Origin of the sequence: Stenotrophomonas sp. CCNWLW162 (genome assembly GCF_037203745.1) — a bacterium.
Classification (GTDB): domain Bacteria; phylum Pseudomonadota; class Gammaproteobacteria; order Xanthomonadales; family Xanthomonadaceae; genus Stenotrophomonas; species Stenotrophomonas maltophilia_AQ.
In genome coordinates, this window is record NZ_JBBCBL010000009.1 from 89730 (window position 1) to 115332 (window position 25603).

Sequence of the window (25603 nt, forward strand, 5' to 3'; positions counted from 1 at the left end):
CTTTCGGGGTTACAGTGTTTTGGCGAGGAAATCGGCGGTGCGTTGCTGGCGCGGGCGCTCGAACAGAGCCTCGGGCGTGCCCTGCTCGATCACCCGGCCCTGGTCCATCATCACCACGTGGTCGGCCACGCGGCGGGCGAAGCTCAGTTCGTGGGTGACAATCACCAGCGTGGTGCCGGAGCTTGCCAGCTCCTCGATCACGCTGAGCACCTCGGCCACCAGTTCCGGGTCCAGCGCCGAAGTGGGTTCGTCGAACAGCAGCACCTTCGGCTGCAGCGCCAGTGCGCGGGCAATCGCAATGCGCTGCTGCTGGCCACCGGACAGCTGGCGCGGGAAGGCGTCGGCCTTGTCGGCCAGGCCGACCCGCTCCAGCAGTGTCCGCGCCTGCTGCTCGGCCTGCACACGCGGCACACCACGCACCGCGATTGGCGCTTCGATGATGTTCTCCAGCGCGGTCAGGTGGGGGAACAGGTTGAACCCCTGGAACACCATGCCCACCTCCGCACGACGGCGGCGGATCTCACGCTCGGGAAGCTCGTACAGGGTGTCACCGTCGCGGCGGTAACCGATCAGCTGCCCGCCCACAGTCACATAACCACTGTCGGCGCGTTCCAGATGATTGATCAGCCGCAGCAGCGTGGACTTGCCGGCGCCGGAGGGACCGATCAGCACCGTCACGCTTCCAGCGCGCAGATCCAGGTTCACCTCTTCCAGCACCGGCTGATCGCCGAACACCTTGCCCACACCATGCAGCGACACCGCCGCACCCTCGCCCGCTTCAACCTGAGTGGCGATGCGCGGGCGATTGACCACCCGCGGTGCAGCATTGCGTGCCGTTCGCTCCGGCGACGATATACGCGAAACGCTGCGCTCGCGCTGCAGCTGGCCGCGCGCGAACCGCTGCTCCACCCGCCGCTGCAGCAGCGACAGCACGGTCAGAATCACCAGGTACCAGACCGTGGCCACCATCAGCAGCGGCACCACTTCCAGGTTGCGGCGGTAGATCACCTGCACGGTGTAGAACAGTTCGGGCAGTGCCAGCACGTAGACCACCGAGGTGCTCTTGGCCAGGCCGATCACATCGTTGAAGGCGGCCGGCAGGATCGAACGCATCGCCTGCGGCAGGATGATGCGGCGCACCTGGCGGCCACGCGGCAGGCCGAGCGCGGCTGCGGCCTCGTACTGGCCGTGGTCGACCGAAAGAATGCCACCGCGGATCACTTCGGCCGAGAACGCCGCCTGGTTCAGGGTCAAACCCAGCACCGCGGCGGTGAACACGCCGATCAGCTGCGTGGTCGGGTACGAGAACAGGCTGATGCCGGTGAACGGCACCCCCAGCTCGATGGTGCTGTACAGATAGCCCAGGTTGTTCAGCAGCAGCAACAACACCAGCAGCGGGATCGAGCGGAACAGCCACACATAGCCCCACGACACAGCCGACAGCAGCGGCGAACCGGAGACGCGGGCCAGCGCCAGCAGCGTGCCCAGCGCGAAACCGAGGCCGGTGCCCAGTGCGGTCAGCAGCAGCGTGCGGCCCAGGCCTTCCAGCACCGGGCGCGCGAAGAACCATTCGGCGAAGGTGACCCAGCCCCAGCGCGGATTGCCCAGCACTGATTGCAGCCCGATGAGGATCAGCGCCAACGCCAGAAGGGTTCCGACCAGCTGTAGTGGATGCCGGGCCGGCACGATCTTCAACGCCGGGGTTGGCGCCGGGCGTGTGGCAATTCCATCCAGCGCAGTCGAAGGCGTGCTCATGCGTGGGCTCCATGCAGCACGGTCTGTGATGGCACAACGGCTGGCGCCGATACGCCCAGGCGCTTCTCGAACGGCAAGTGGGCGATGGATTCCGGATCGGCATCCAGATCGAACAGCGCGGTGTAACCGTGGCTGAGATACAGGCCAACCGCTTCGGGCTGGCGGAAGCCGGTGGTCAGGAATACCCGCCGGTAACCCTGCCGCGCCGCCTGATCTTCCAGTTCCTGCAGCACGCGCCGCGCGATGCCCTGGCGGCGCAGTCCCGGCAGCGTCCAGATGCGCTTGAACTCGGCAGTGTCCGGATCGCGGTGCGGCATGAAGGCGCCGCCGGAAATCGCCACACCGTCGCGCAGCAGCAGCACGAACGCCCCTACCGGCGCCGCAAAGGCCTGCGCCGGGTAGCGCTGCAGCTCCTCGCGGGCGCTGCCACCGATACGGCGGCGCACATCGGCGTAGCGACTGTCGTACTCCTGTTCCAGCCCATCGAACAGTGGACGGGCCAGTGGATCGTCCACCGAGGTGTAGAAGAAGCGTTCGTTGCTGCTCATGCCACGTCCTTCACCAGGTAGTCTTCGGCCAGCCGCGCCCACAGGCTGGCGGCCGGTGCGATGGCGGCGTCATTGAACACATAGCGCGGGCTGTGCAGCGGCGCGCTGTCGCCGTTGCCGACGAACACGAAACTGCCCGGCCGCGCCTGCAGCAGGAACGCGAAATCCTCACTGGCAGTGCGCGGCGCGAATTCGGGCACCACGCGTTCGCTGCCGAAGCCCTGCACGGCCACCTCACGGATGTAGGCGGTCTGCTCAGGGTGGTTGATCACACTGGGGAAGCCGCGCGGGAACTCGATCTCGGCGCGCGCGCCGAACGCCGCGGCGGTCTGCTCGGCAATCTCGGTGACCCGACGCCGCAGCGTGTCGCGTACCGCTGGCAGGTAGGCGCGCACGGTCAGCTTCAGCTCGACCACGTCTGGAATCACATTGGCGGCCTGCCCGCCGTGAATCGAACCCACGGTGACCACGCCCATCTGCCGCGGATCGACATTGCGCGACACCACGCTCTGCAGCGCGGTGACGATGTGCGCTGCCACCAGAATCGGGTCGACGCTTCCCTGTGGCTCGGCGCCGTGGCCGCCCTTGCCGATCACCTTCAACCGCGCCCAGTCCACCGACGCCATCGCCGGGCCATCGACGAAGCCGAAGTGGCCGACCGGCACACCCGGCCAGTTGTGCAGGCCATAGATCGCATCCACCGGGAAGCGCTCGAACAGGCCGTCGGCAATCATCTTCGAAGCCCCCGAGCCGGTTTCTTCGGCCGGCTGGAACACCAGCTGCAGGGTGCCGTCGATATCGCCGTGATGGGCCAGGTAATGCGCCGCGGAAAGCAGGATGGCGGTATGCCCGTCGTGGCCGCAGGCATGCATCAGTCCCTCGTTCTGGCTGGCGTAGGCCAGGCCGGAGTCCTCGTGGATCGGCAGTGCATCGATGTCAGCGCGCAGGCCGAGGCGACGGCTGCCCTGCCCGCGCTGCAACGTACCGACCACGCCGGTACCGCCGAGGCCGGTGGTCACCTCATAGCCCCACTGCTGCAGCAACTCGGCCACGCGAGCGCTGGTGCGGTGTTCCTCGAAGGCCAGCTCCGGGTGGCGGTGCAGGTCATGGCGGATCGCGATGGCCACCTCGGCGCGTGCCGCGATTTCCGGCAGCACGCCAGTCGTTGGGGAATTCAGTCGGGCATGGCCCGGCGCTACGGCGTTTTCTCCGCTCATCGCCTTACCCCACCTTCCGCGCCGGTTCGGCGTCGGTCGAATGGCGGCTGGCCTTGTACGGCAGGCCCAGATGCTCACGCAGGGTCTGCCCTTCCAGTTCACGCTGGTGGTAGCCACGCGCCTGCAGGATCGGCAGCACCCGGGTCACGAAATCGTCCAGGCCTTCGCGCTGCGCCGCGAAGCCGAGGATGAAGCCGTCGCTGGCACCGGCATCGAACCAGCGGATCAGCTCATCGGCCACATGCTCCGGTGTGCCGATGAAGTTCGGCCGCGGGCTGACTGCTTCCAATGCCACCTGACGCAGGCTCAGCCCCTTCTCGCGTGCATCCTGCTTGATGCGGTCGGTGGTGGAGCGGAACGAATTGCTGCCGATGTCACCCAGCTCCGGGAAGGGTGCGTCCGGGTCGTACTGGCTGAAATCGTGGTGGTCGAAGAAGCGTCCGAGATAGGCCAGCGCATCCTCCAGCGTCGCCAACGCAGCAATCGCCTGGTACTTGGCCTCGGCCTCCTCGGCAGTGCGGCCGACGATGGGGCCGATGCCCGGGAAGATCTTCACGTCATTGCCGCTGCGGCCATGGGCAATCGCAGAGTTCTTCACCTTCTGGGTGAACGCGCGGGTCTCCTCCAGCGACGGCGAATGGGTGAACACCGCATCGGCGTACTTGCCGGCCAGCGCGATGCCATCGTCGGACGACCCCGCCTGGAAGATCACCGGCTGGCCCTGCGGCGAGCGCTGGATGTTGAGCGGCCCTTCCACCTGGAAGAAGCGTCCCTTGTGGTCGAGGCGGCGGAACTTTTCCGGCGCGAAGAACGTGCCACTGTCGCGCTCACGCACGAAGGCATCGTCATCCCAGGAATCCCACAGCCCTTGCACCACATCCAGGTACTCGTCGGCGATCTGGTAGCGCAGCGCGTGCTCCGGATGCGGCCGACCGTAGTTGCGGCCCGAGCCCTCCAGTGGCGAGGTCACTACGTTCCAGCCGGCGCGGCCGCCGCTGAGCAGGTCCAGCGAAGCGAACTGCCGGGCAACGGTGAACGGATCGCTGTAGGAGGTCGACAGCGTGCCGGCCAGGCCGATCTTCTTTGTCGCCGTGGCCAGCGCCGACAGCAGCGAGATCGGCTCGAAGCGGTTGAGGAAGTGCGGGATCGACTTCTCGTTGATGTACAGGCCATCGGCCACGAAACCAAAGGCGATGCCGTTGTCCTCGGCGGTACGCGCGATGTCGATGTAGAACTGCAGGTTGACGCTGGCATCGGCCGGATTGGATGGATGCTTCCAGGCATGCATGTGGCTGCCGGGGCCCTGCAACATGATGCCGAACGGAATGTGGCGCGGGGTCGTGCTCATGGGAATCGCTCCTGCAGGTCAGGCCACCGCCGCGCGCGGCGCGGGCGACAGCAGTTCAAGGGATGTGAGGCGTGCGTCGAGGTCGGCCACCGGCGCATCGAGAATGAATTCACCCACGCCGAAGCGGCGGTGCAGCGCGTCCAGTTCGTCACGCACGTGCTGTGCATCACCGGACAACACGCTCGGGCGTGTCTCCTCGATGCGGAAGTCGGCCACGCCCACCTGGCGCGCGTACTCGGCAGCTGCTTCGGGGCTGGGCAGGTTCACCGTCTGCCCGGGACCGAGGTGCAGCTTGTAGACGCGCAGTGCACCGATATGGCGGGCTGCGGCTTCGGCCGTCGGCGCGGCGAAGGCCACCGTGGCCAGCAACGGTGGCTGCGAGGAGACGCTGCGGTAGGCGTCGAACGCAGCTTCGATGTGCTTCGGCTCACCATCGAAATGAGCGGCATAGACAAAGCGCCAGCCCAGTTCGGCCGCCTGCTGCGCGCTCTGCGGGCTGGCCCCGAGCAGGAAGCGCTCCGGCGCCTGCTGCGGCACCGGTCGGGCCAGCGCCTCGGTGTCTGCCCCCGACAGATAGCCTTCCAGGTCGCGCAGTTGCTGATCGAAGTCGGCGAACGCCGGGCGCCCGGCCGCCAGCGCGGCAGTCGAGGCCGGCAGGCCACCGGGGGCCTTGCCCACGCCCAGATCGACGCGCCCCGGCGCCAACGCCGCCAGCAGATTGAAGTTCTCCGCCACTTTGTAGGGCGCGTAGTGGCGCAGCATCACCCCACCACTGCCGATGCGGATGCGCCGGGTCTGCGCCAGCACCCAGGCCGCCAGCACTTCCGGTGCGGGGCTGGCCAGCGTCGGTGCGGCGTGGTGTTCGGCAAACCAGTAGCGGTGGTAGCCCAGCTGTTCGGCGCGCTGCGCCAGCTGCAGGCTGTTGCGCAGTGCCTGCTCCGGCGAAGCGCCCTCGGCCACCGGGCTCTTGTCCAACACGCTGATCTGATAGCTCATGGTTACGTCCTCTCTCAGGGGTGGGCCACGGGAATGCCGAGCAACCCGTTCAGCGCAGCCAGGATCGGCTCGGCACCGGAGATGTACTGGCGGTCCTGGTGCGCGCCACTGGCGAGCTCGCTGCGCACGCCCTGCGGCAGCACCAGCTTCGGCAGCGACTGGTCCTGCTCGCCGATCTCGGCAATCACCTCACGGCGCGGCCGCGCGAAGCCGATGCGGCGCACGTCCAGCTGCGCGTCCAGGCCGTCGATGCTCGACAGCGCGCCCTCCAGCAACAGGCTGTGCCGGCAGAAAAAGCGCTGGCCGGGAATCTGACCGTCCTCGAACTCACGGTCGAGCAGGAACAGGATGGGTTTGCTTGCTTCGTCCAACGCCACGGGAGTGTCCTCATCAGGGCCGGCAATGCGATGCCGCTTCGATATCGATGCTAGAGATGCCGGCAGCCGCAGCAGCGATGCCTGGCGACAATCGGCGGTCAGATCCGGCCATGCAGATGCGGTGTAGCCATAAGCAAAGCGCCGCCGGTTATGGCGTCAGGCAATACGTCGCAGCGGCGCCGGAACAGTCAGCGCCTGCGCGGCCAGATGCCCAGCTGCGCGCTCGGTCGCCAGTTCGATGCGCGCCTGCAGGGCGGCACTGTTGATGTGCTCGCCCTCGAAGTCGGCCGCTGTGGCATACACCCCGATCGGCAGCGTGTGCGCCTGCAGGAAACTGAACAACGGCCGCAGCTGGTGGTCGATCACCAGCGCATGTCGCTCGCTGCCGCCGGTGGCTGCCAGCAGTACCGGCACATCCACCAGCGCCTCCAGCTCGATGAAGTCGACCAGGTGCTTGAACAACCCGGGATACGAGCCGCGATAGACCGGCGCGGCCACCACCAGCAGCTCCGCCGCTTCGATGGTCTGCAGTGCCCGTTCCACCGCCGGCTCCGCCTCTGCGCGCGACAGCGACTGGCCCAGCGAGCGCGCGATCGGTGCCAACTCCACCAGCTCCACGCTGACATGCACCCGCTGCTGCAGCGAGTCCAGCAGATGACGCACCAGCAGCAACGTGCGCGATGTCGCCGAGCTGGTCGGCGACCCCACCAATGCAACCACCCTCAATGCAGAAGACATGACCCCCTCCTCGTAGCGCCGGGCCATGCCCGGCGACGCTTCGTCTGAACCTCAGAACCGGTAATTGATCCGCCCATACCAGTACGTACCAACGTTGCCCAGCACATCGCCGCTGTCCCACGTGGTCTGGATGCTGGCCACATCGGTGGCACTGCGCGCGTACTCCGGCACCTTGCGGGTGCGCTTGTCGAACACGTTGTTGATACCCAGCGCCGCACTCCAGCCCGCGCCCAGCTCCACAGCACCGGAAAGATTGGTCACCAACACCGGCGGCTGCTTGTACTCCACGCCGTTGTTCAGGCGCTTGATCGGGCCGTAGTAGGTGAAGTCCAGGTTCGAGCGCCAGCGTCCGTTCTGCCAGCCAAGTCCCGCCACCTGCGTATAGCTGGGCGTGCGGAAGCGCAGCGCGTACTCGCTGGATTTTGTCAGCAGGTTGATGTTCGGCAGCCCCTGCAGCGCCGCCGGAATGTCGCTGACCTTCTGGATGGTGGTGCGGCCGACGTTGGCCGCGTAACTCCAGCGCAGCTTGCCCCACGCCGTTTCCTGGTTCGCTTCCAGGGTCAGCTCCACACCGCGCGTACGGGTATTTCCCACGTTGGTGAAGTAGCTGGCGTAGAACGCATCACCCGGCAGGATGCTGATGCCGGCCGAACCCAGCAGTGCATCGATCGTGTTCTTCTGCACCGCACTCAGCACCGTGCCGCTGTTGTCGGTGACGCGCGCCGGATCCTGCGCGTTGTAGCCGATCTGGCTGGACTGACCGAGCTGGCCGCGGATGTCGATCTGATAGGCATCCACTGCCAGGTGGAAGGCCGGGCTCGGGTCCCAGGTCACGCCCAGGCTGTAGTTGGTGGCCTTTTCCGGCTTCAGCGGTGTGGCGCCCAACGCAATCGCCGCCGGCGAAGACACCTGCGCCACCAGCGTGGTACCGCACGGGCAGCTGCCGGTGGCCTGGTAGTACTGCGCACCCAGGCTGGGCGCATGGAAGCCGTTGCTGACCGTGGCGCGCACGCCCAGCGCATCGGTGAAGTCGAAGCGCGTGGTCAGGCGGCCGGTGGAGACGGTGCCGAAGTCGGAATGGTCTTCCCAGCGCGCGGCCGCATCCAGGTACCAGCGCGAGGTGATGTTGGTGGCCGCACCCGCGTACACCGCCTTGCTGTTGCGGGTCGCCTTCACCGCATCCGCAGTGGAATAGCCGACGAAGGCCGCGGCACCGAAGCCGGTGTACGACTCCCACTGCCCTGCCCCGCGCTCGTACTGTTCATGCTGGTACTCGGCGCCGGCGCTGACTTCCAGCGGCGCAGCAAATGCCGCCACCTCGAAGCCACGGCGCAGGTCCAGGTTGGCGATGCCCTGCTGGTAATCGAGCTTGCCGTCGTAGAAGTCGGTGGGCGAACCGGGGTACGGCAGTGAGTAGTTCACCGAGTTGCGTGTGTAGGTGCGCACCGTGCTGCGGTTACCGGTCAGGCTGGCGTCGTAGTCCCAGCCAGCGATCTGGCCTTTTACCCCGGCCGTACCGGTGTACTGCTTTTCCTTGGTTTCCAGCACCGGCAGGAAGCCATCCGGAAACACGCTCAGCACGCCAGGTGCCTTGTAGGTAGTGAAGATGGTCGCCGGCAGGCGGAAGTTCTGGATCGCCTGCGCGGTGCGATCGCTGGCCGTAGCATTGGCGTAGAACTGCGCGCTCTCGCCCAGGCCATGGCCCACGTTCGCCGCGAACGCTTTCAACGCATACGACGGCGAGCTGAGGATGGTGTTGGCCTCAGCATCGCGGTTCGCTTCCGCCGGGTTCGGCGACGCACCCGCAGGCAACCGGTTGTTCGGGCGCAATGCCACCAGATTGCCATTGCCATCCACCGCCGGATAGCTCAGATAGCCGTCGATGTAGCGGCGGGTGCGGATTGCATGATGCTGGCGAGTGGTCTCGCCGGACAGGTTGACGAAGCCATCCTCGCCCCACGGCAGGCCCACGTTGGCACGCACGCTGGTACGCGAACCATCGCCATCGGTGCTCTGCCCGCTCTCAACCGACACATCGCCACCGTGTGCCTGCGATTTCAGGATCACGTTGACCACGCCGGTGATCGCGTCCGAACCGTAGATGGCCGAAGCACCATCGCGCAGCACTTCCACATGGTCGATGGCCGACAACGGAATCAGCGCCAGGTCAGCCCAGGCATGCCCGGGGAAACCGCCACCATTGGCCCCGCTCACATAGGCGCTGGCGTTGCGGCGCTTGCCGTTGACCAGCACCAGCGTGTAGCCCGGTGACAGATTGCGCAGCTGGTAACCGCGGATCAGGCTTTCCTGGTCGCTCTGGTAGCCACCGATCTGGCTCAGCGACGGCAGGCTGCGCTGCAATGCTTCGAGCAGGTTGCCCTGTCCGGTAGCAGCGAGGTCCTCGGCGGAGATCACATCGATGGGCGTGGAGCTGTTCTTCACCGTGCGCGTGCTGGTGCGTGAGCCGGTCACCACCACCGCATCCAGCGTGGAGGCCGCCACGTTGGCCGTCGCGGCGGTGGCAGCAGGATCTGCATCGGCTTCAGCCGCATGGCTCGGTGTGGCGGCGAGAATGGCTGTGATCAGAACAGCGAGAGTGCTCAGGACAGGGGCGTGGGCGGCAGGCATGGGGGCTCGTGGGGGTGGGCCGGAAACACGCTTCCATTCAAGGGCCTGTTCACCTGCCGCGACAGGCGGGATCACGTCACCCAACCGTCATATCCGGCCATCCACATGACCGCTGGTAATGACGTTAGGCAGCCCACACGCACGTGGTCGGATCCCTTTCCAAAGGAAAGGGCTCTGACCCCAGCCTCCATATACCCACCCGGTATCACCTCATGCCCTCGCACCACGCAGCGCCACGCACCGCCCCCGTAGCATCAAGACATGCCCAGCCCACCCGCCGATCCCACCGCGCCGCTCGTTGCCATCGTCGCCTGCCACGGCCAGGGGCTGTTCGAGTTCGGCTGTGCGGTCGGCCTGTTCGCGCCGGTGCGGCCGGAACTCGGCGTCGCCTGGTACCGCACCCAGCTGTGCGCAGGCGAGCCCGGTGCACTGCGCATGCTCGGCAATGCACAGGTGCAGCTGCCCTACGATCTCAGCACGGTTGATGATGCCGACATCATCGTCATCCCCGGCTGGCGCGAGCCCAGCGAACGTCCGCCGCAGGCACTGCTCGATGCACTGATCCGCGCCCACGCACGCGGCGCGCGCATCGCTTCGATCTGCTCCGGCGCGTTCGTGCTGGCCTGGGCCGGGCTGCTCGATGGCCGCCAGGCCACCACCCATTGGCGCCTCACCGAAGCGCTCGCACGCGAGTTTCCGCACATCGATGTGCGCGAGGATGTGCTGTACGTGGACACCGGCAGCATCATCACTTCGGCCGGTTCGGCCACCGGCATGGACATGATGCTGCACATGGTGCGCAAGGATTACGGCGCGCGCGTGGCCAATCTGGTGGCCGAGCGATTGGTGCTGGCGCCCTGGCGCGATGCGGGGCGCAGCCAGCGCGTCAGCCGCGCCATTCCCAATGGCGAGCCCACGCGGCTGGCAAAGCTGATGGAATGGATGCGCCGCAACCTGCGCGAGCCGCACTCGCTCGGCAGCCTTGCCGAGCAGGCCGCGCTCAGCCAGCGCACCCTGCAACGTCAGTTCCTGGAAGCCACCGGCCTGTCGCCCATCGACTGGCTGATCCGTGAGCGCGTGGCCTTCGCCCGCGACCTGCTGGAAACCACCGACCGGCCATTGCAATGGATCGCAGAGCAGGCCGGTTTTGGTTCGCAGGAATCGTTCCGCCGCCACTTCCGTTTGCAGGTGGATGCCAGCCCCACCGAGTACCGCAGCCATCATCGCAGTGGCATCGGTGCGGACCGCTTGGTGGGCTGCTGATTCCAGATAGTGCCGGCCGCTGGCCGGCAGGGTTCACGACCGGATGGCGCGTCGATGGATCCGCCAGCACTGCCCCGCAAAACCGATCACGAATACGCCCAGGCAGCCGAGCAGTGTCTGCAGCACCACCGGTGCCATCGGCGCTGCTGCCAGCGGATGCGCAAGCGGCAAGCGCGTCAGCGTTTCGTTTACGCCCGGCACCAATGACAGCAGGAAACTGAAGGACAACGCGAACGTCGACAGGTAACGCGCCGAGCGTCCCAGCCAGCTCAGGCGTGCCGCCAGCACACCGCCAAAGGCCACCAGCAGCACGATCACACCGAATGCATGGCCCGGATTGAGCCCGCCCGTGCTGGAGACGGTGAACGAGGTCGCCACCGACAGCACCAGGCCAATCAGATAAACCCTGCCCGAGCGCGTGCCGGGATCGATCGCCCGGTAGCGGATGAAGCCATACAGGCCAGCCAGGATCGGCACCAGGCTGATGGCGGTATGGATCGCACCGGGAAGGGAAAGCGGATGTGCCATGGGAATCTCCATCAGTTAAATAAACCTACTAGTAGGTAGGCATTGGATGCAAAAAGAAGGCCCGCGCTGCCGCAGGCCACTACACATCACCTCAGGTGGCCGCACTCACCCGCGCGATTGCCAACCGCGCGAGCGTCGCGAACGTCGCCGCATCACCAAAACCACGGGCTGCCAGCATCGCGCCATGCACCGATGACATGAACGCCTTGGCCTCGTCCACAGCCGAACCCTGCAGTCGCAACTGGCCCTGCGCGGCACCCTTTTCCAGTGTGACGGTCAGCCACCCGCTCAGATCCTCGAAATGCCCCCGTACTTCAGCGGCAATCTCCGCAGGGATCATCGGCGCCTCCGCCGCCAGCATCGCGCAGATGCAGAACGACGACGTGCCACCCGCGATGCAGCTGGACCAGTAGTCGACGTAGGCGTTGAGCTCCTGCAGCGGGTCATCCAGCTGCCGGTCCAGCAGCGCCAGGCCCTCGCGTGCCTCGGCCCGATACAGTTCAACCACCGTGCGAACCAGGTCCGCCTTGCTGGGGAAATGGTGATGGATGCTGGCCTTGCTGATGTTCACCCGCGCCGACACATCCGCGTAGCTGAAACCGTTGTAGCCACCGGCCTCCAGCAACGAGCGGGCGTGGGCCAGGATTTCCTGGGCCTTGGGGGAGAGCGAGTCTTTCATGGCCATTAACCTACTAGTAGGTAGATTTCCTGTCAACCATCCACTGCCGCACTCGCGGGGCATCGTCCCCGGTAGAGCTGGCCGCTGGCCGGCTTGCTGGCAACGTGACCTTCGATTGCGCCTCAATGCGAAGACACGTACACCGCATCCGCTGGCGCTGGTGGCAGCGCAAAGCTGCGCCGCATCCGCGCCACCTCGGCCGCCGGCGGCAGCGCGAACAGCCGCTTGAACTCACGGTTGAACTGGGACGGGCTGGCATACCCCACCGCCAGCGATGCGGCCTCGGCGGTCATCGCCTCCCGCAGCATCAGCAGCCGCGCCTGATGCAGGCGGGTGGACTTCACGTACTGCATCGGCGATGTGCCGGTAATCGCGCGGAAGTGGTCATGGAAGGTGGCCACACTCATGCCCGCCTCGGCCGCCAGCTGGCCCACGTCCAGCGCCGTCGCATACGACGCATGGATCGTACGCAGCACCCTGCCGATGCTGCCGAAGCGGCCGCGCATGGCCAGCGCCTCCCGCATCGCACCGCCCTGCGCACCGGTCAGCACGCGGAAGTACAGTTCGCGTACCAGCGCCGGGGCCAGCACGGCCGCTTCGAGCGGGTCGGCCAGCGCTTCCAGCAGGCGCAGCACCGTGGCCTGCATCGGCGCCTGCATCGGGCTGGACATCATGCTCTGTGCCGGTGCCTGCGATGTGCCTACCTGTTCGCCCAGTTCGATCAGCAGATCTGCCGCCAACTGCAGATCCAGATGCAGGTAGATCGCCAGCAGCGGCGCCTCCGCAGAGGCATCGGTTTCCATCGTGAACGGCACCGGCACCGACACCGCCAGATAGTGCTGCGCGTCGTACTGGTAGATCTGCCCGCCCAGGTAGCCGCGCTTCACGCCCTGGCAGACGATCACGATGCCGGGGTCGTACAACACCGGCGTGCGCGCCAAGGGCCGGTCGGAGCGCAGCAGCCGCACCCCCGGCAGCGGAGTGAGCGTATAGCCCTCCTCCACCGCCAGCGTCTTCAGCAGGCCGACCATGCGCGCCTGCACCTGCCGCTGCAGGGAATCGACCACTGGCACTCCAGAGGAATAGGCAAGAATGGTCGAATCCTAGGCCTGGGGCGGGCACCGTTCAAGCACTAACGTGCAAGCCCTGTCCACCGTGAGCGCCTCCCCATGTCCCCATCCCGCCTTCTCCTCATCACCGGCGCCAGCAGCGGCTTCGGCCGTGCCCTCGCCCAGCAGGCACTGCTGGCGGGTCATCGCGTGGTCGGCACCGTGCGCAACGAAACCGCCCGCCACGCGTTCGAAACGCTGGCGCCCGGCCGCGCGCTCGGCCGCCTGCTGGACGTGACCGATACCGCCGCCATCAATGCGCTCGTCACCGATATCGAAACCAACGTCGGCAGCATCGACGTGCTGGTCAACAACGCCGGTTACGGCCACGAAGGCATCCTCGAAGAATCCACGCTGGCCGAGCTGCGGCATCAGTTCGAAGTGAACGTGTTCGGCCCTGCGGCGTTGATCAAGGCCGTGCTGCCGCACATGCGCACGCGCCGCCGTGGCCACATCCTCAACATCACATCCATGGGCGGCTTCATCACCCTGCCCGGCATCGCCTGGTACTGCGGCAGCAAGTTCGCCCTGGAAGGCATCAGCGAAGTGCTCGGCAAGGAGGTTGCTCCGTTCGGCATCCACGTCACTGCCGTCGCGCCGGGCTCATTCCGCACCGACTGGGCGGGCCGCTCGATGGCGCGGGCACCGCGCAGCATTGAAGACTACGATGCCCTGTTCGACCCCATCCGCAGCGCGCGTGAGGCAAAGAGTGGTCACCAGCTGGGTGATCCGGTGAAGGCTGCACAAGCCATGCTGCAGATCATCGACAGCGATGCCCCGCCCAGCCACCTGCTGCTGGGCAGCGACGCACTGCAGCTGGTACGAGCGAAGCTGGATACGATGGCCAAAAGCACCGACGCGTGGGAACAGCTGAGCCGTTCGACCGACGGCGTAGCGTGAGACCTTGAGGCCGCCGATGCCGTCACCGGCGACCTCCCTCCTACCTGCTCAGTCTTCCTGCACCAGCTTGAACTCGCGCAGCAGGCCACCGATCTGGGTCTTGTCCAGCTTGTTCATCAGCAGGTTGCGCAGGAACGCCGGGCCTGGAATGTCCAGTTCCTTGCCATCGCGCAGGCGACCGGTGGCGGCCAGCAGCGAGCGCACGTCATAGGTGGAATTGAACACCTCCGGCACGCCACGTTCGATACCCAGCAGCGTGTACACCGCTTCCATCGGTGTACGCACCGAATACTCGGTGGTGAAGATGCAATCGCGCTGCTTCGATTCGGCGAACTGTCCGATGAAGGCGAAGTTCACCGCTCCCTCCGGCACCACATCCGGGCGGTCACCGGCCTGGCGCGGCATGAAGAATGCGGTGATGTACGGCATCATCACCGGCACCGTCTTCGCGCCGGTAGCAGCCAGTTCATCGATCTCTTCCAGCGGCACGCCCAGGTGGTACAGCCACTCGCGGGTGATCTCCTCGCCCGTGCAGTCCTGCATCGGCTTGTTCACGTAATCGCCCGGCGTATCCACGAACAGCGAATACACCCACACCACGATCTGGTCCTTCGGCTGGTTCTTGAAGTGCGGCTGGCGGTTCACCGTCCAGCTCATCAACCAGCGCGAATCGCGCACGCTCACGATGCCGCCGGTCACCACCTTGCCGCTGAACGGATCGCGCTTGGCAATCTTCTCGATGTACGCCGGAATGCGTGCATCCAGCGTGGTCACCGTCGCCGATTCCCACTTGGTTTCCGGTATATGCGCGCCGAATACATCCGGGCGCCCGAACGCCGCATCCTTGGCCGCGATGCGCCGCCACAGGTCCCACGCCGGTGCCGGGCCTTCATTCAAGTGCGCAGCGGTGTGGTGATCGCCGCTGTCGGAATTCTCGGTCAGCGAGCCGATCGTCATGAACACCAGATCGTCCGCGCCCAGGTCCACGCCACCGGCCTGGCCGTCCCGCGTCCAGTGGATGCGCGTGGCCTGCTTGCGGCCCTCCTGCAGGTCGAAGTCAACATCGGTCACTTCAGTGCCGTACTGGAACCGCACGCCGCGCTCCTGCAGCCACTTCACCAGCGGCAGCACCAGCGATTCGTACTGGTTGTACTTGGTGAACTTCAGCGCCGAGAAATCCGGCAGGCCGCCGATATGGTGGATGAAGCGGTGCAGGTACAGCTTCATCTCCAGCGCCGAGTGCCATTCCTCGAACGCGAACATCGTGCGCCAGTACAACCAGAAGTTGCTGTCCAGGAAGTCGCGGCCCAGCACCTCGTTGATGCGCTTGTTCTCCATCTCCTTACGAGTGGCCAGGAACAGCGCGATGATGTCCTTCTGCGCCTGCTCGCTCAGGGTGAACAGGCCGTCGGTATGCGCATCCTCGCCGCGATTGATCGTGGCACGCTGCAGCGAATAGTTCGGGTCGTCCTTGTTCAGCCAGTAGAACTCGTCCAGCACACTGGCATCCTCGATCTCCAGCGACGGAATCGAGCGGAACAGATCCCACAGGCACTCGAAGTGGTCTTCCATCTCGCGGCCACCGCGGATCACGAAACCCTTCTCCGGCACCTTCAGGCCATCCAGCGCGCCACCGGCAATCTGCTGCTGCTCGAGAATGGTGATGCGCTCACCGGCCATGCGGCCATCGCGCACCAGGAACGCGGCGCCGGCAAGTGAGGCCAGGCCCGAACCGACGAACCACGCGCGCTTGCCATCGACACCGGCGGGCTTGCGCGGACGCGCGAAGGCTTCGTAGTTGCCACTGCTGTAGTACATGCGTTGCTCCTTCCTGGAGGGGGTAGCCCCCACTCTAGCGCTGATCCGATGTACCGCATCCTGCAGATAGGCTGCGACGCAGTGACGCAGGTGCTTGCTGTCCCCGCATTTCCAGCGGCCTCAACCGCCGTCAGCCGTCGACTCCGTAGTGAACCAGCGCTGGAACCCCTGTATGGCGTCCGGCATCAGCGCGCAGGCGCGCTCGCAGACCACGGATTCGGCCTGGCGGATAGCACTCACTGCATCCGGATGCGCGCACACCGCCATCGCCACATCCGACGCGTCCAGCATCGCTAGGTTCACGCCCACACCCACTGGCGGCATCAGATGGGCAGCATCGCCGATCAGCGTCACGCCGTTGCGCGGTGTCCAACGGAAATCCGCCGGCAGGCTGTAGATCGGCCGCCGCACGAAGTCGGTGCACGCCTCCAGCAGCCGCCGAAGGTTCGGTGCCCAGCCGATGTAGCTGCCGGTCACCAGCGCACGCATGCCTTGCTGCGCGATCTGCGCATCAAGCCAATCAGAGGGCCGCTTCAGCGCCGCGTACACGCAGAATCGATCGCCGCTGTTGCGCTGCACGAACAGCGCTTCCTCGCCGCCAAAGCAGAACAGGCTGCCCTGACCCACCATGGCCGCGATATCCGCCGCCGGCTGCGCGATCCATCCTTCAAAGAAAGTAATGCCGGTCGGCAACGGCTGGCAGGCACTCAGGGCTGTGCGCACCTTCGACCATGCGCCATCGGCACCGATCACGATGTCGGCCTCGGCCTGCACACCATTGGCGAAGCGCAGACTGTGGGATCCTGCCTGCGCAAGCGCCAGCTCGGTCAAGCAGTGGCCCCACTGCACCGTGTCGGCCGGCAACGCGTCCAGCAGCAGCTGGCGCAGGTCGCCGCGGTCGATCTCCGGCTTGTCCATGCTGCCCTCCGGCCCGAATCCACCGGCGACAATCGCTCCAGTCCACGGGTCGCCCGTCCGCTCCTCCTGGCCTTCATGGCGCGCCACCGCCCGGAACGCCTCCAGCAGACCAGCGCGCTGCAGCGCCACCTGGCCGGAGTCCTCGTGCAGGTCCAGCGTGCCGCCCTGGGTGCGCTGCTGCCCGGACGACTCGCCCTCGTACACGCTCGCGCGATGGCCGCCGCGATGCAGGATGAGCGCAGCGGTCAGGCCGGCGGGCCCCGCGCCGATGATGGCAATACGTGGAGGGTGTGGCATGGAGCGGCCTGCATCTTGGTTGATATATCAACCGTAGAACGTTCGGGTTGACACGTCAACCCGTCCCGGGCAACGTGAGCGCATGACCCCACCCACCATCACCCCTGACGAGTGGGCCGCCTGGCGCGGCTTCCGGCGCATGGCCGAGATCACCTCCGGCCGCATCGTCCACGACATCACCCGCAGCACCGGGCTTTCCAGTGCCGACTTCGTCGTGCTGATGGAACTGAGCAAGGCCAAGGACCGCTGCCGCCGCCAGCGGGAACTGCTGGACTACCTGGAATGGGACAAGACGCGCCTCTCGCACCAGCTCACCCGCATGGCCGGCCGTGGCCTGATCGAGCGCGACACCGACAGTGACAACGTGGTGGTGATCCGCATGACTGCAGAAGGCCGCACCCAGCTGAGCGCAGCGCGGCCGGTACACGTCGCCAGCGTGCGCCGGAATTTCCTCGACCACCTCTCAGCCGATGACCTGGCCGCGCTGCAGCAGATCACCGACAAACTGCATGCAGCACTACAGGACGCAGAGAACTGAGACGCCGCCAGGTCACAGACGGCGGCCCAACACCTGCCCCGGCCAGCCATCCACGTTGAAGGTCGACAGCCGTTCGTAACCGCACGATTCGTAGAAGCGCACCAGCTCGCCACTGCCACCGCCATAGCAATCCACGCGCAGGTAATCCAATCCCGCTGCGCGTGCCTGCTCGTCCGCGAACGCCATCAAACGCCGGCCGATGCCACGCACCCGCGCATCGCGCGAAGCAATCAACACGCGTACATACAGCTCCGGCTCGGTCGCCGCGGGCACATAGGGCATGGCCTCGCCCAACGCCAGGAACGCACGCACCTCACCCTGCGCGGTTTCCGCCACCCACGCACCGGGCAGTGCGCAGGCATCGGTCACCTGGGTAATGCGGCGCGGAATGGACGACCACGCCTCGGTACCCCACTGCTGCGGATTGCCGATGGCCACGAACCACGCAATCACTTCATCGAACAACTCCAGCACCGCAGGCGCATCGGCCGCGCTGGCGCGACGGATCGTCAGCGCCTCTTTTCCAGCATCACTCACGCGTAGTACTCCTTTCATTCAACGAACCCGAACGGCTGCAATCACCCGGCTCCGCCCAGAATGCCGCCGCGCACCAGGCATCACCACGGCCAAAAGTCCATTGCGCGCCGCCAACCGGTAGTGCCGGCCGCTGGCCGGCAGCTGCAATCCTCCAACTCCACCAGGGTGCCGGCCAGCGGCTGGCACTACCACGGCCGGGCGTTCACGGCGGCGGAGTTGACATGCAGGCATTTACCTGCCTATTGTGATCCCACGGACGGCCCCCCGCCGCCCATCGTGGAGCCACAGTCATGGTGGATATCGCTCACAGAGTCGGCATCAAGGCCCCATCGGCCCAGGTCTACCAGGCCCTGGCCACCCCCGAAGGCATCGCCGCCTGGTGGGCCGAAGACACCACCGGCGACCGCCACATCGGCGGCACAATCACCGCCCGCTTCACCGCCAACGGCCAGGAAATCGGCGCCATGCAGATGAAGCTTCTGCAGCTGCAGCCGAACGAGCTGGTGCTGTGGGAATTCATCGACGGCCCACCGGAATGGATCGGCACCACCGCGCGCTTCGCCCTGCACCAGGACGGCGACTGCTGCATCGTGCTGTTCAGCCATGAAGGTTGGAAAGAACGCGTGGAATTCATGCACCACTGCAGCACCAAATGGGCCATCTTCCTGATGAGTCTGAAATCCCTGCTGGAGACCGGGCGCGGCCAACCCAGCCCGCACGACGTCAAGATCGACACCTGGAACTGAAGGCCCCCATGGATGCAGACAAGGTGTTCAAGGCCCTGGCCGACCCCACGCGCCGCACGTTGTTGGACCTGCTGTGCGAGCGCAACGGGCAGACGCTGGGGCAGCTCTGCGAGCACCTGCAGATGGCCCGGCAATCGGTCACCCAGCACCTCGGCCTGCTGGAAGACGCCAACCTGATCAGCACCGTGCGCCGTGGTCGCGAGAAGCTGCACTTCATCAACCCGGTGCCACTACATGAAGTCTACGAGCGCTGGGTACGCAAGTTCGAACAGCAGCGCCTGAGCCTGCTGCATGACCTCAAACAGGAACTGGAAGGAGAATGACGATGACCGCAGAATCCACCCGTTTCATCCACGTGATCTACATCGCCTCCACACCGCAGAAGGTGTTCGAGGCCATCACCCGGCCCGAGATCGCCAGCCGCTACTGGGGCCACGAGAACGTCTCGGACTGGAAACCCGGCTCGCGCTGGCAGCATGTGCGCGCCAACGAAACGCGCTCGGTCGAGCTGGTCGGCGAAGTGGTGGAAAGCACCCCGCCCTCGCGGCTGGTCATCACCTGGGCCGCCGCTTCGCAGGCGGAAAACCCCGATGCCTACAGCCGCGTCACCTTCGACATCGTGCCCTACCAGGACATGGTGCGGCTGACCGTTACCCACGACGAACTGGAGCCCGGTAGCGGCATGGATACCGGCATCCGCCAGGGCTGGCCGATCGTGTTGTCGAGCCTGAAGTCGTTGTTGGAGACGGGCAAGGGGTTGGATGTGCTTTCGAAGCCGAGTGCTGCCGGCTAGCTGAATCGCGGCAATAGGTTGACGCAATACGAAGGCCGCTTCGACCGCGTTCCGACGCGCGCACCGACACGATCGCCCGCAGGCATCCTTGGCGACCTTCGATGAGTGCTTCAGACGCAGAGTCCCTGCACAGCAAAGTGGCGGCGGTCACCCTCGGCTTCTGGGTGATGAAGATCGCCGCCACCACCCTCGGCGAGACCGCGGGCGATCTGCTGTCGATGACGCTCAACCTGGGCTACGTGGCCAGCTCGGCCATCCTGCTCACGGTCTTCGCCGGCCTGCTGGCCGTGCAGCTGTCGGCACGGCGCTTTCACCCCGTGCTGTTCTGGTCGGTGGTGTTGGCCACCAGCACCGCCGGCACCACCCTGTCCGACCTGCTCGACCGCACGCTCGGCCTGGGCTACGCCACCGGCGCCAGCCTGCTGGCCGGCTGCCTGGCGCTGGTGCTGTTGGCGTGGCGCCTGTCGGAAAAGTCGATCTCGGTCAGCAACATCGCATCGCGCCGCGCCGAAGGTTTCTACTGGACCGCCGTGCTGTTCTCCAACACGCTCGGCACCGCCCTGGGCGATTTCCTCGCCGACGATTCCGGGCTCGGCTTCACCGGCGGCGCACTATTGATCGGCAGCCTCATCGCGCTCACCGCACTGGCCACCCGCATCAAGGGCATCAACCGGGTCATCCTGTTCTGGATCGCCTTCGTGCTCACCCGCCCGTTCGGTGCCACCTTCGGCGACCTGCTCACCAAGCCACTGGAAAAGGGCGGCTTGGGCTTCGGCACGGTGGGTTCGTCGTTGGTGCTGTTCACCATTCTCGCCACGCTGGTGGCGCTGCCGATGCTGCAACGACGGGCACAGCCCGCCAGTCAGCGCGCCGTCCAGCCCCCGTCCACCGGCAGCGCCGTGCCGGTAATCTGCGCCGCAGCGTCCGAGGCCAGGAACACCACCATCTCGCCCAGCTGCTCGGGCGTCACGAACTGTAACGAAGGCTGCTTCTCAGCCAGCAGCGCGCGCGCGGCGGATTCCTGATCCGTGCCTTCGCGCTCGGCCAACGCGGTGATCTGCCGCTCGACCAGCGCCGTCCGCACCCAGCCCGGGCAGATCGCATTGGCGGTGATGCCGGTGCCCGCGTTCTCCAGCGCGGTCACCTTGGTGAACCCCACCACACCATGCTTGGCCGCCACATAGGCCGACTTGTTCACCGAGCCCACCAGCCCATGTACCGACGCAATGTTGATGATGCGGCCGGCGCCCTGCTGCTTCATATGGGGCAAGGCGGCCGCCGTTGCATGGAACACCGCCGAGAGATTCAGCGCGAGGATCGCATCCCACTTCTCGATGGGAAATTCCTCGATCGACGCGGTGTGCTGGATACCTGCATTGTTCACCAGGATGTCGATGCGCCCCATCTTCGCAACGGCGTGGTCAATCATTCCGCGCACCGCCTCGCCACGGGAAAGATCGGCGCCATCATGCGCCACCCGTATGCCGAACTCAGCTTCCAGGTTGGAACGGATGCGTTCGATCTCCGACGCATCGCCGAATCCGTTCAACACGATATCGGCGCCTCGCCGCGCCAGCGCGGTGGCAATGCCAAGGCCGATACCGCTGGTGGATCCGGTAACCACCGCGACCTTTCCACTGAACATGGGCGTGACTCCATCGAGCGTAGGCCGCCAGTGTAGCGGTTAACACGGTCTTTGCTGAATCAGCAACGGAATGTGACTTTTGTCCACCTGCCAACGCGTTTAGCATGCGCGCCGCTGAATCTATGGAAGCATCCATGCCGTCTGTACTACTGCGCGCACGAATCCACGGCTACCACGCCAGATGCAGATATGAATGCACCATCACCCAATCCTATCCCGGCATATTCGAGATACTCGAAGTGGTGATCGAGGGCCACCCACCTTTCGCTGGAACAGGACGCCGCTTCCCGACATTGGACTCTGCCGTGGAGGCGGGACGCGCACTGGCGCACCTGCTGATCGACGACTGATCTTCACGGCCCGTGCCATTTCATCGAATCACCCCGGCGAACGACCCGTTTCCTGCTCAACCTGCTCCCACCCGCACTCCGGCACGATCTCGCCATCCCGGTCGGACACCGCAACCCAGTGCGCCACCACTGCTTCTCCTGCCCAGGCTCCTCCGCCAATGCGTATACCGGGAGTCAGTGTCACGTTTGCTCGCGCGAAGTGTCCGGCACCCGCACAGAGAATCGCACGGGTCGGAGCAGATTCCGTTACCAGCGCCAACAGCGCAGGGCTCACCAACGCCGGATCCAGTGCTATCAACTGATCATCGGAAAGCACGCCGGACGTCATCGAGGTAGCCGCCGTGGGCGCCAGCGCGTTGACCCGGATGCCATATCTCGCGCCTTCGATGGCAAGCGTCTGCATCAGACCCACCAGTGCCATCTTGGCCGCGCCATAGTTCGCCTGGCCAAAGTTCCCGAACAATCCCGACGATGATGTCGTCATCACGATCCGCCCATAGTTCTGCGCCCGCATGATGTCCCAGACCGCCTTGCTGCAGATCACCGCACCCATCAGATGCACGTCCATCACCTGACGGAAATCATCCAGGCTCATCTTCGCAAAGCTCCTGTCGCGCAGGATTCCGGCATTGTTGACGAGGATGTCGATCCTGCCCCAGCGCGCGAGCGCATCGGCCACCATCGACTGCACGGATGCTTCGTCCGTGACTGAGCCGCTGCAGGCAATGGCTTCCCCCCCGGCCGCTACCACCGCCTCCTGCACCGCTTCGGCAGCGTGTACGTCCAGATCGTTGATCACCAGACGCGCCCCTTTCCCGGCAAGGTAAAGAGCGTGACTACGGCCCAGGCCCTGTCCTGCTCCCGTCACGATGGCAACGCGTTCATCCAATCTCATTGTGCTGGTCTCCTCCCGCCCTGTTCCGTTCCCGGGCCGATGCGTACTCTGCCCGCAGCCGGTTCTTGTCGATCTTTCCAGTGACAGCCAATGGCATGCGCTCAAGCCGGTACACCGCGTCGGGAATCCACCATGACGCGACGTGGTCGCGCAGCGCGGCCAGCAATGCGTTGTCGTCCAGCGACGCTTCTCCGGAAACCTCTACAATCAGTATCGGCCGCTCGCCCCACCTGGGGTCCGGACGTCCAATGACGGCGGCCAGGGCCACGCCCGGAACTGCGCCCACCAGTGCTTCGATCTCGGCCGGATTGATCCACTCGCCGCCCGATTTGATCAGGTCCTTGGCGCGGCCGGTAATGGAAAGATTGCCCTTGGCGTCGAGGCGTGCAAGGTCACCGGTGGCAAACCAGCCCTCCGCATCCACCGCATCCTCCTTTTCACCAAAGTAGCGCTGGAGCACAGCCGCACCGCGTACCTGCAGGTGTCCCTCCACGCCACGCTGCGTTGGCAAAGGCTGCCCAAACTCATCAACCATCCGAAGATCCAGACCGAGCGCCGGTCGCCCGGACTGTGCCGCCGAACCCGCCCCCTCCGGCGGCGCCAACGTGCCACAGGGAGAAAGTTCGGTCATGCCCCAGCTGGTCTGTACCACCACATCCAGGCGCCGCTCCAGCCGCTCCATCAGCGCGGGCGCCAGCGGCGCACCACCTACGATGATGCGCTGCAGAGAGTGAAGGGCGAGATCTTCTGCTTCCACATGCTCAAGCAGCGCCAACCAGACAGTCGGCACCCCTACCCCCACTGTTACCGCCTCCGACTGGAGCAGGCGCGCAAGACGCGCACCCTCAAGATGACGACCAGGCAAGACCAGGCGTGCGCCAACCGCCGCAGCGGCGAACGGCAGCCCCCAGGCATTGGCATGGAACATCGGCACGGCCAGCAGCACGCTGTCCTCACCCGTGATCGCCATCATCTCGGCCTGCAGCACGCGCAACGTGTGCAGGTAGCTGGAACGATGGGTGTACGTCACGCCCTTGGGCGCTCCCGTCGTCCCGGAGGTGAAACACAGCCCGCTCGGTGAAGTCTCGGGAAAGTCCCCCCACTCCGCCGGCTCAGTGACATCACCCAACAGACGCTCGAGCGCCTGCAGGTCCACCGGTCCGGCCGCAGCAGCCGGATGACTGGCCTGATCCAGCATCCAGATACAACGGATGTCGGGAGCCAGCGCCGCAATCTGCTGCGCCTGCGCGAGCAGATCCGCACTCGCCAGCAGGATACGTGCCCCCGACTGGATCACCATCGCCGCCAGCTGCTCTGCCGTCAGGCGGGGATTCAGTGTGTGGCACACCGCGCCGATGCCCATGATCGCGAACCAGGCTTCAAGGTGTCCCTGGGTATTCCATGCAAGCGTAGCCACCCGTTCACCACGATTTACCCCATGCAGTTGCAGCAGCCTCGATACCCGCCGGCTGCGAGTGCACAGGTCCGCATAACTGGTACGGCTGACCGTCCCATCCTCATGCGCCGTCGATACCTCGACCGTACCGCGCCACCTGGCTGCATGCAGCAGGAACTTGTCCAGGGTCAGCGCAAAGGGCTGCATGTCTCCGTCACACGTCCAGGGCGTCGTCACGGAACCTCCGGGGAACGCTCACGGCGCAGGCGGTGGGCCAGCACCAGGAACAGCACTGATGCCAGGACAAAGAAGGGCGCCAGCGTATAGAACGCCATCTGCAACGAGTTCCCAGGGCTGGTCCCCGAAAATGCATCGCTGGCATGTCCCAGGTAGGTCGGTCCCAGCCCCAGGCCTATCAGGTTCATGATCAGCAGCAGGATCGCTCCGGAGAGTACGCGCTGGTTGGGCTGCACCTCCTCCTGGACCAGAGCCACACATGGCGTGAGATAGAAGAAGCCGAGAAACATCGGCGGGGCCAGCATCAGCAGCGAAAGCTGCCAGGTAGGGGCCCAGACGAAGCCGATGAAGAAGGGCAATGCCAGGATCATGGCCACACCCGGCAGCACGCCATAGACCGCTCTGGATCGCTTCTTGAAGGCATCCAGCAGGCGGCCGGAGGCATACATGCCGCCACAGACCGTCACGCCCACCACCAGTGCGTAGAAGAACGCCACCTGCTGAAGCGTCATGCCCTTCTCGCGCATCAGGAACAAGGTCGCAAACCCCATGATGGCGTAGGTTACGAACTGGTTTGCGGCCGCGCCCAGTGCGGCAATCATCAGGTTGGGCGTGGTCAGGAACATCCTGCACGTGGACCAGAAGCGGGCGGGCTCGGCGCGTTGCACAGGTGCATTCGCAGCCACTGCAGGCCTGGCATCAAGCCCGCCCCGCTCGGGTTCCTTGACGACCACGTACACGAACACGGCCGCGACCACCCCCACCACGCCCAGCACGATGAACGCCAGCCGCCAGTCGTATGCGGCAGCGATCCATGCACCGAGTGCTACACCCAGCGACTGGCCGATCGCGGGCCCCAGGTTGAACAACCCAAGTGCCCGACCGCGCAGGTGTGGTGGGAAATAGTCGGTGATGATCGCGTAAGAAGGCGGCACGCCACCGGCCTCGCCCACACCGACCATCATCCGTGCCATCACCAGTTGCGGATAGCTCGATGCCATGCCGCATGCCGCAGTGGCAGCGCTCCAGAGGCCGCAGGAGAACGCGAGCACCTTGACCCGATTGGTCCGGTCCGCCAACCATCCGACCGGAATGGCAAGGATGCAGTAGAACAGCGCAAAGTAGAGGCCACCGATCAGACCGAGCTGGCCATCACTGACTCCCAGCTCGTCCTGGATGGGCTTGGCCAGGATCGAAAGAAGCTGACGATCCAGGAAGTTCAGCATGTACACGAAACACAGGATACCCAGAACCCACCATGCCCCTTTTCGGGGCGCAGCATGAGCTCCCTGCTGCAACGCGATCGACGGATCCTTCATGTCATCTCCACTGTCCGCTACCCACGAT

25 protein-coding genes and 1 pseudogene are annotated in these 25603 nt (G+C 65.6%); 8 read left to right on the forward strand and 18 right to left on the reverse strand.

Going from position 1 to position 25603, the window contains the following annotated elements; translation table 11 throughout:
• Positions 1-9: 9 nt before the first annotated feature.
• The 8 genes from V9K93_RS19000 to V9K93_RS19035 form a co-directional block, all read right to left on the reverse strand.
• On the reverse strand, positions 10-1755 hold the full coding sequence (locus V9K93_RS19000; protein WP_337303028.1) for an amino acid ABC transporter permease/ATP-binding protein: 1746 nt from the start codon (positions 1753-1755) through the stop codon (positions 10-12).
• Entirely contained in the window at positions 1752-2303 is a 552-nt protein-coding gene (locus V9K93_RS19005; RefSeq protein ID WP_337303029.1) for a GNAT family N-acetyltransferase, read from the reverse strand. Before V9K93_RS19005 ends, V9K93_RS19000 begins: the two co-directional genes overlap by 4 nt.
• Positions 2300-3520, reverse strand: coding sequence for a M20 aminoacylase family protein (locus tag V9K93_RS19010; protein ID WP_337303030.1), 1221 nt, complete (start codon positions 3518-3520; stop codon positions 2300-2302). The genes V9K93_RS19005 and V9K93_RS19010 overlap by 4 nt, the downstream gene beginning before the upstream one ends.
• 4 nt (positions 3521-3524) lie before the next feature.
• The gene (locus V9K93_RS19015; protein WP_337303031.1) at positions 3525-4868 is read right to left on the reverse strand and encodes an LLM class flavin-dependent oxidoreductase; all 1344 of its coding nucleotides are present in this window, start codon (positions 4866-4868) and stop codon (positions 3525-3527) included.
• Positions 4869-4886: 18 nt separating this feature from the next.
• Positions 4887-5864 carry an MsnO8 family LLM class oxidoreductase gene (locus tag V9K93_RS19020; RefSeq protein WP_241882104.1) on the reverse strand — a complete coding sequence of 326 codons (978 nt, stop codon included), beginning with the start codon at positions 5862-5864 and terminating at the stop codon, positions 4887-4889.
• A gap of 14 nt (positions 5865-5878) precedes the next feature.
• Entirely contained in the window at positions 5879-6241 is a 363-nt protein-coding gene (locus V9K93_RS19025) for a DUF3088 family protein (protein ID WP_032129754.1), read from the reverse strand.
• Positions 6242-6397: 156 nt separating this feature from the next.
• On the reverse strand, positions 6398-6979 hold the full coding sequence (gene msuE, locus V9K93_RS19030; protein WP_337303032.1) for an FMN reductase: 582 nt from the start codon (positions 6977-6979) through the stop codon (positions 6398-6400).
• A 51-nt stretch (positions 6980-7030) separates the two neighbouring features.
• Positions 7031-9607 carry a TonB-dependent receptor plug domain-containing protein gene (locus V9K93_RS19035; protein ID WP_337303033.1) on the reverse strand — a complete coding sequence of 859 codons (2577 nt, stop codon included), beginning with the start codon at positions 9605-9607 and terminating at the stop codon, positions 7031-7033.
• 261 nt (positions 9608-9868) lie between these two features.
• On the opposite strand from V9K93_RS19035, the gene ftrA reads away from it, so the two are divergent.
• The gene (gene ftrA, locus V9K93_RS19040) at positions 9869-10870 is read left to right on the forward strand and encodes a transcriptional regulator FtrA (protein WP_337303034.1); all 1002 of its coding nucleotides are present in this window, start codon (positions 9869-9871) and stop codon (positions 10868-10870) included.
• 33 nt (positions 10871-10903) lie between these two features.
• Here the strand turns inward: ftrA and V9K93_RS19045 are convergent, their stop codons facing one another.
• The 3 genes from V9K93_RS19045 to V9K93_RS19055 form a co-directional block, all read right to left on the reverse strand.
• The gene (locus V9K93_RS19045) at positions 10904-11398 is read right to left on the reverse strand and encodes a hypothetical protein (RefSeq protein WP_046982867.1); all 495 of its coding nucleotides are present in this window, start codon (positions 11396-11398) and stop codon (positions 10904-10906) included.
• 91 nt (positions 11399-11489) lie between these two features.
• The gene (locus tag V9K93_RS19050; protein WP_046982894.1) at positions 11490-12077 is read right to left on the reverse strand and encodes a TetR/AcrR family transcriptional regulator; all 588 of its coding nucleotides are present in this window, start codon (positions 12075-12077) and stop codon (positions 11490-11492) included.
• Positions 12078-12199: 122 nt separating this feature from the next.
• Positions 12200-13144 carry an AraC family transcriptional regulator gene (locus V9K93_RS19055; protein ID WP_337303035.1) on the reverse strand — a complete coding sequence of 315 codons (945 nt, stop codon included), beginning with the start codon at positions 13142-13144 and terminating at the stop codon, positions 12200-12202.
• A gap of 102 nt (positions 13145-13246) precedes the next feature.
• Between V9K93_RS19055 and V9K93_RS19060 the strand changes: the two genes are divergently transcribed.
• Complete coding sequence (locus V9K93_RS19060) at positions 13247-14086, forward strand: oxidoreductase (RefSeq protein ID WP_295381025.1); 840 nt, start codon at positions 13247-13249, stop codon at positions 14084-14086.
• A gap of 48 nt (positions 14087-14134) precedes the next feature.
• Here the strand turns inward: V9K93_RS19060 and V9K93_RS19065 are convergent, their stop codons facing one another.
• Together V9K93_RS19065 and V9K93_RS19070 are read right to left on the reverse strand one after the other, a co-directional pair.
• A complete protein-coding gene (locus V9K93_RS19065; RefSeq protein WP_046982869.1) occupies positions 14135-15904 on the reverse strand; it encodes an oleate hydratase in 1770 nt (589 codons plus the stop codon).
• Positions 15905-16024: 120 nt separating this feature from the next.
• Entirely contained in the window at positions 16025-17119 is a 1095-nt protein-coding gene (locus V9K93_RS19070) for an FAD-dependent oxidoreductase (protein WP_136638695.1), read from the reverse strand.
• Positions 17120-17201: 82 nt separating this feature from the next.
• Here V9K93_RS19070 and V9K93_RS19075 point away from each other — a divergent pair, with 82 nt between their 5' ends.
• On the forward strand, positions 17202-17657 hold the full coding sequence (locus V9K93_RS19075; protein WP_099783733.1) for a MarR family winged helix-turn-helix transcriptional regulator: 456 nt from the start codon (positions 17202-17204) through the stop codon (positions 17655-17657).
• A 12-nt stretch (positions 17658-17669) separates the two neighbouring features.
• Here the strand turns inward: V9K93_RS19075 and V9K93_RS19080 are convergent, their stop codons facing one another.
• Positions 17670-18194 (reverse strand): GNAT family N-acetyltransferase, encoded by a 525-nt coding sequence (locus V9K93_RS19080; RefSeq protein ID WP_136638694.1) that lies wholly within the window; start codon positions 18192-18194, stop codon positions 17670-17672.
• Positions 18195-18484: 290 nt separating this feature from the next.
• Between V9K93_RS19080 and V9K93_RS19085 the strand changes: the two genes are divergently transcribed.
• The 4 genes and pseudogenes from V9K93_RS19085 to V9K93_RS19100 all read left to right on the forward strand — a co-directional run.
• Positions 18485-18940: an SRPBCC family protein gene (locus tag V9K93_RS19085; RefSeq protein WP_337303036.1), complete on the forward strand. Its 456-nt coding sequence runs from the start codon at positions 18485-18487 to the stop codon at positions 18938-18940.
• An 8-nt stretch (positions 18941-18948) separates the two neighbouring features.
• Entirely contained in the window at positions 18949-19263 is a 315-nt protein-coding gene (locus V9K93_RS19090) for an ArsR/SmtB family transcription factor (protein WP_046982874.1), read from the forward strand.
• Positions 19264-19265: 2 nt separating this feature from the next.
• Positions 19266-19733 carry an SRPBCC family protein gene (locus V9K93_RS19095; protein WP_337303037.1) on the forward strand — a complete coding sequence of 156 codons (468 nt, stop codon included), beginning with the start codon at positions 19266-19268 and terminating at the stop codon, positions 19731-19733.
• A 101-nt stretch (positions 19734-19834) separates the two neighbouring features.
• Positions 19835-20596: pseudogene (locus V9K93_RS19100) on the forward strand (COG4705 family protein); the annotation flags it as partial.
• Here the strand turns inward: V9K93_RS19100 and V9K93_RS19105 are convergent.
• Positions 20596-21378: a 3-hydroxybutyrate dehydrogenase gene (locus tag V9K93_RS19105; protein ID WP_046982877.1), complete on the reverse strand. Its 783-nt coding sequence runs from the start codon at positions 21376-21378 to the stop codon at positions 20596-20598. The pseudogene V9K93_RS19100 and the gene V9K93_RS19105 overlap by 1 nt on opposite strands.
• Before the next feature lie 104 nt (positions 21379-21482).
• Between V9K93_RS19105 and V9K93_RS19110 the strand changes: the two genes are divergently transcribed.
• A complete protein-coding gene (locus tag V9K93_RS19110; RefSeq protein WP_136638692.1) occupies positions 21483-21728 on the forward strand; it encodes a hypothetical protein in 246 nt (81 codons plus the stop codon).
• A 28-nt stretch (positions 21729-21756) separates the two neighbouring features.
• Here V9K93_RS19110 and V9K93_RS19115 read toward each other — a convergent pair whose 3' ends face one another.
• From V9K93_RS19115 to V9K93_RS19125, 3 genes are read right to left on the reverse strand one after another with little or no spacing between them, the layout of a single operon-like run.
• Positions 21757-22623 carry an SDR family NAD(P)-dependent oxidoreductase gene (locus V9K93_RS19115; RefSeq protein WP_136638691.1) on the reverse strand — a complete coding sequence of 289 codons (867 nt, stop codon included), beginning with the start codon at positions 22621-22623 and terminating at the stop codon, positions 21757-21759.
• Positions 22610-24256 (reverse strand): AMP-binding protein, encoded by a 1647-nt coding sequence (locus V9K93_RS19120; RefSeq protein WP_295379684.1) that lies wholly within the window; start codon positions 24254-24256, stop codon positions 22610-22612. The genes V9K93_RS19115 and V9K93_RS19120 overlap by 14 nt, the downstream gene beginning before the upstream one ends.
• Positions 24253-25575 carry a spinster family MFS transporter gene (locus V9K93_RS19125; RefSeq protein WP_337303038.1) on the reverse strand — a complete coding sequence of 441 codons (1323 nt, stop codon included), beginning with the start codon at positions 25573-25575 and terminating at the stop codon, positions 24253-24255. The genes V9K93_RS19120 and V9K93_RS19125 overlap by 4 nt, the downstream gene beginning before the upstream one ends.
• Positions 25576-25603 lie beyond the last annotated feature (28 nt).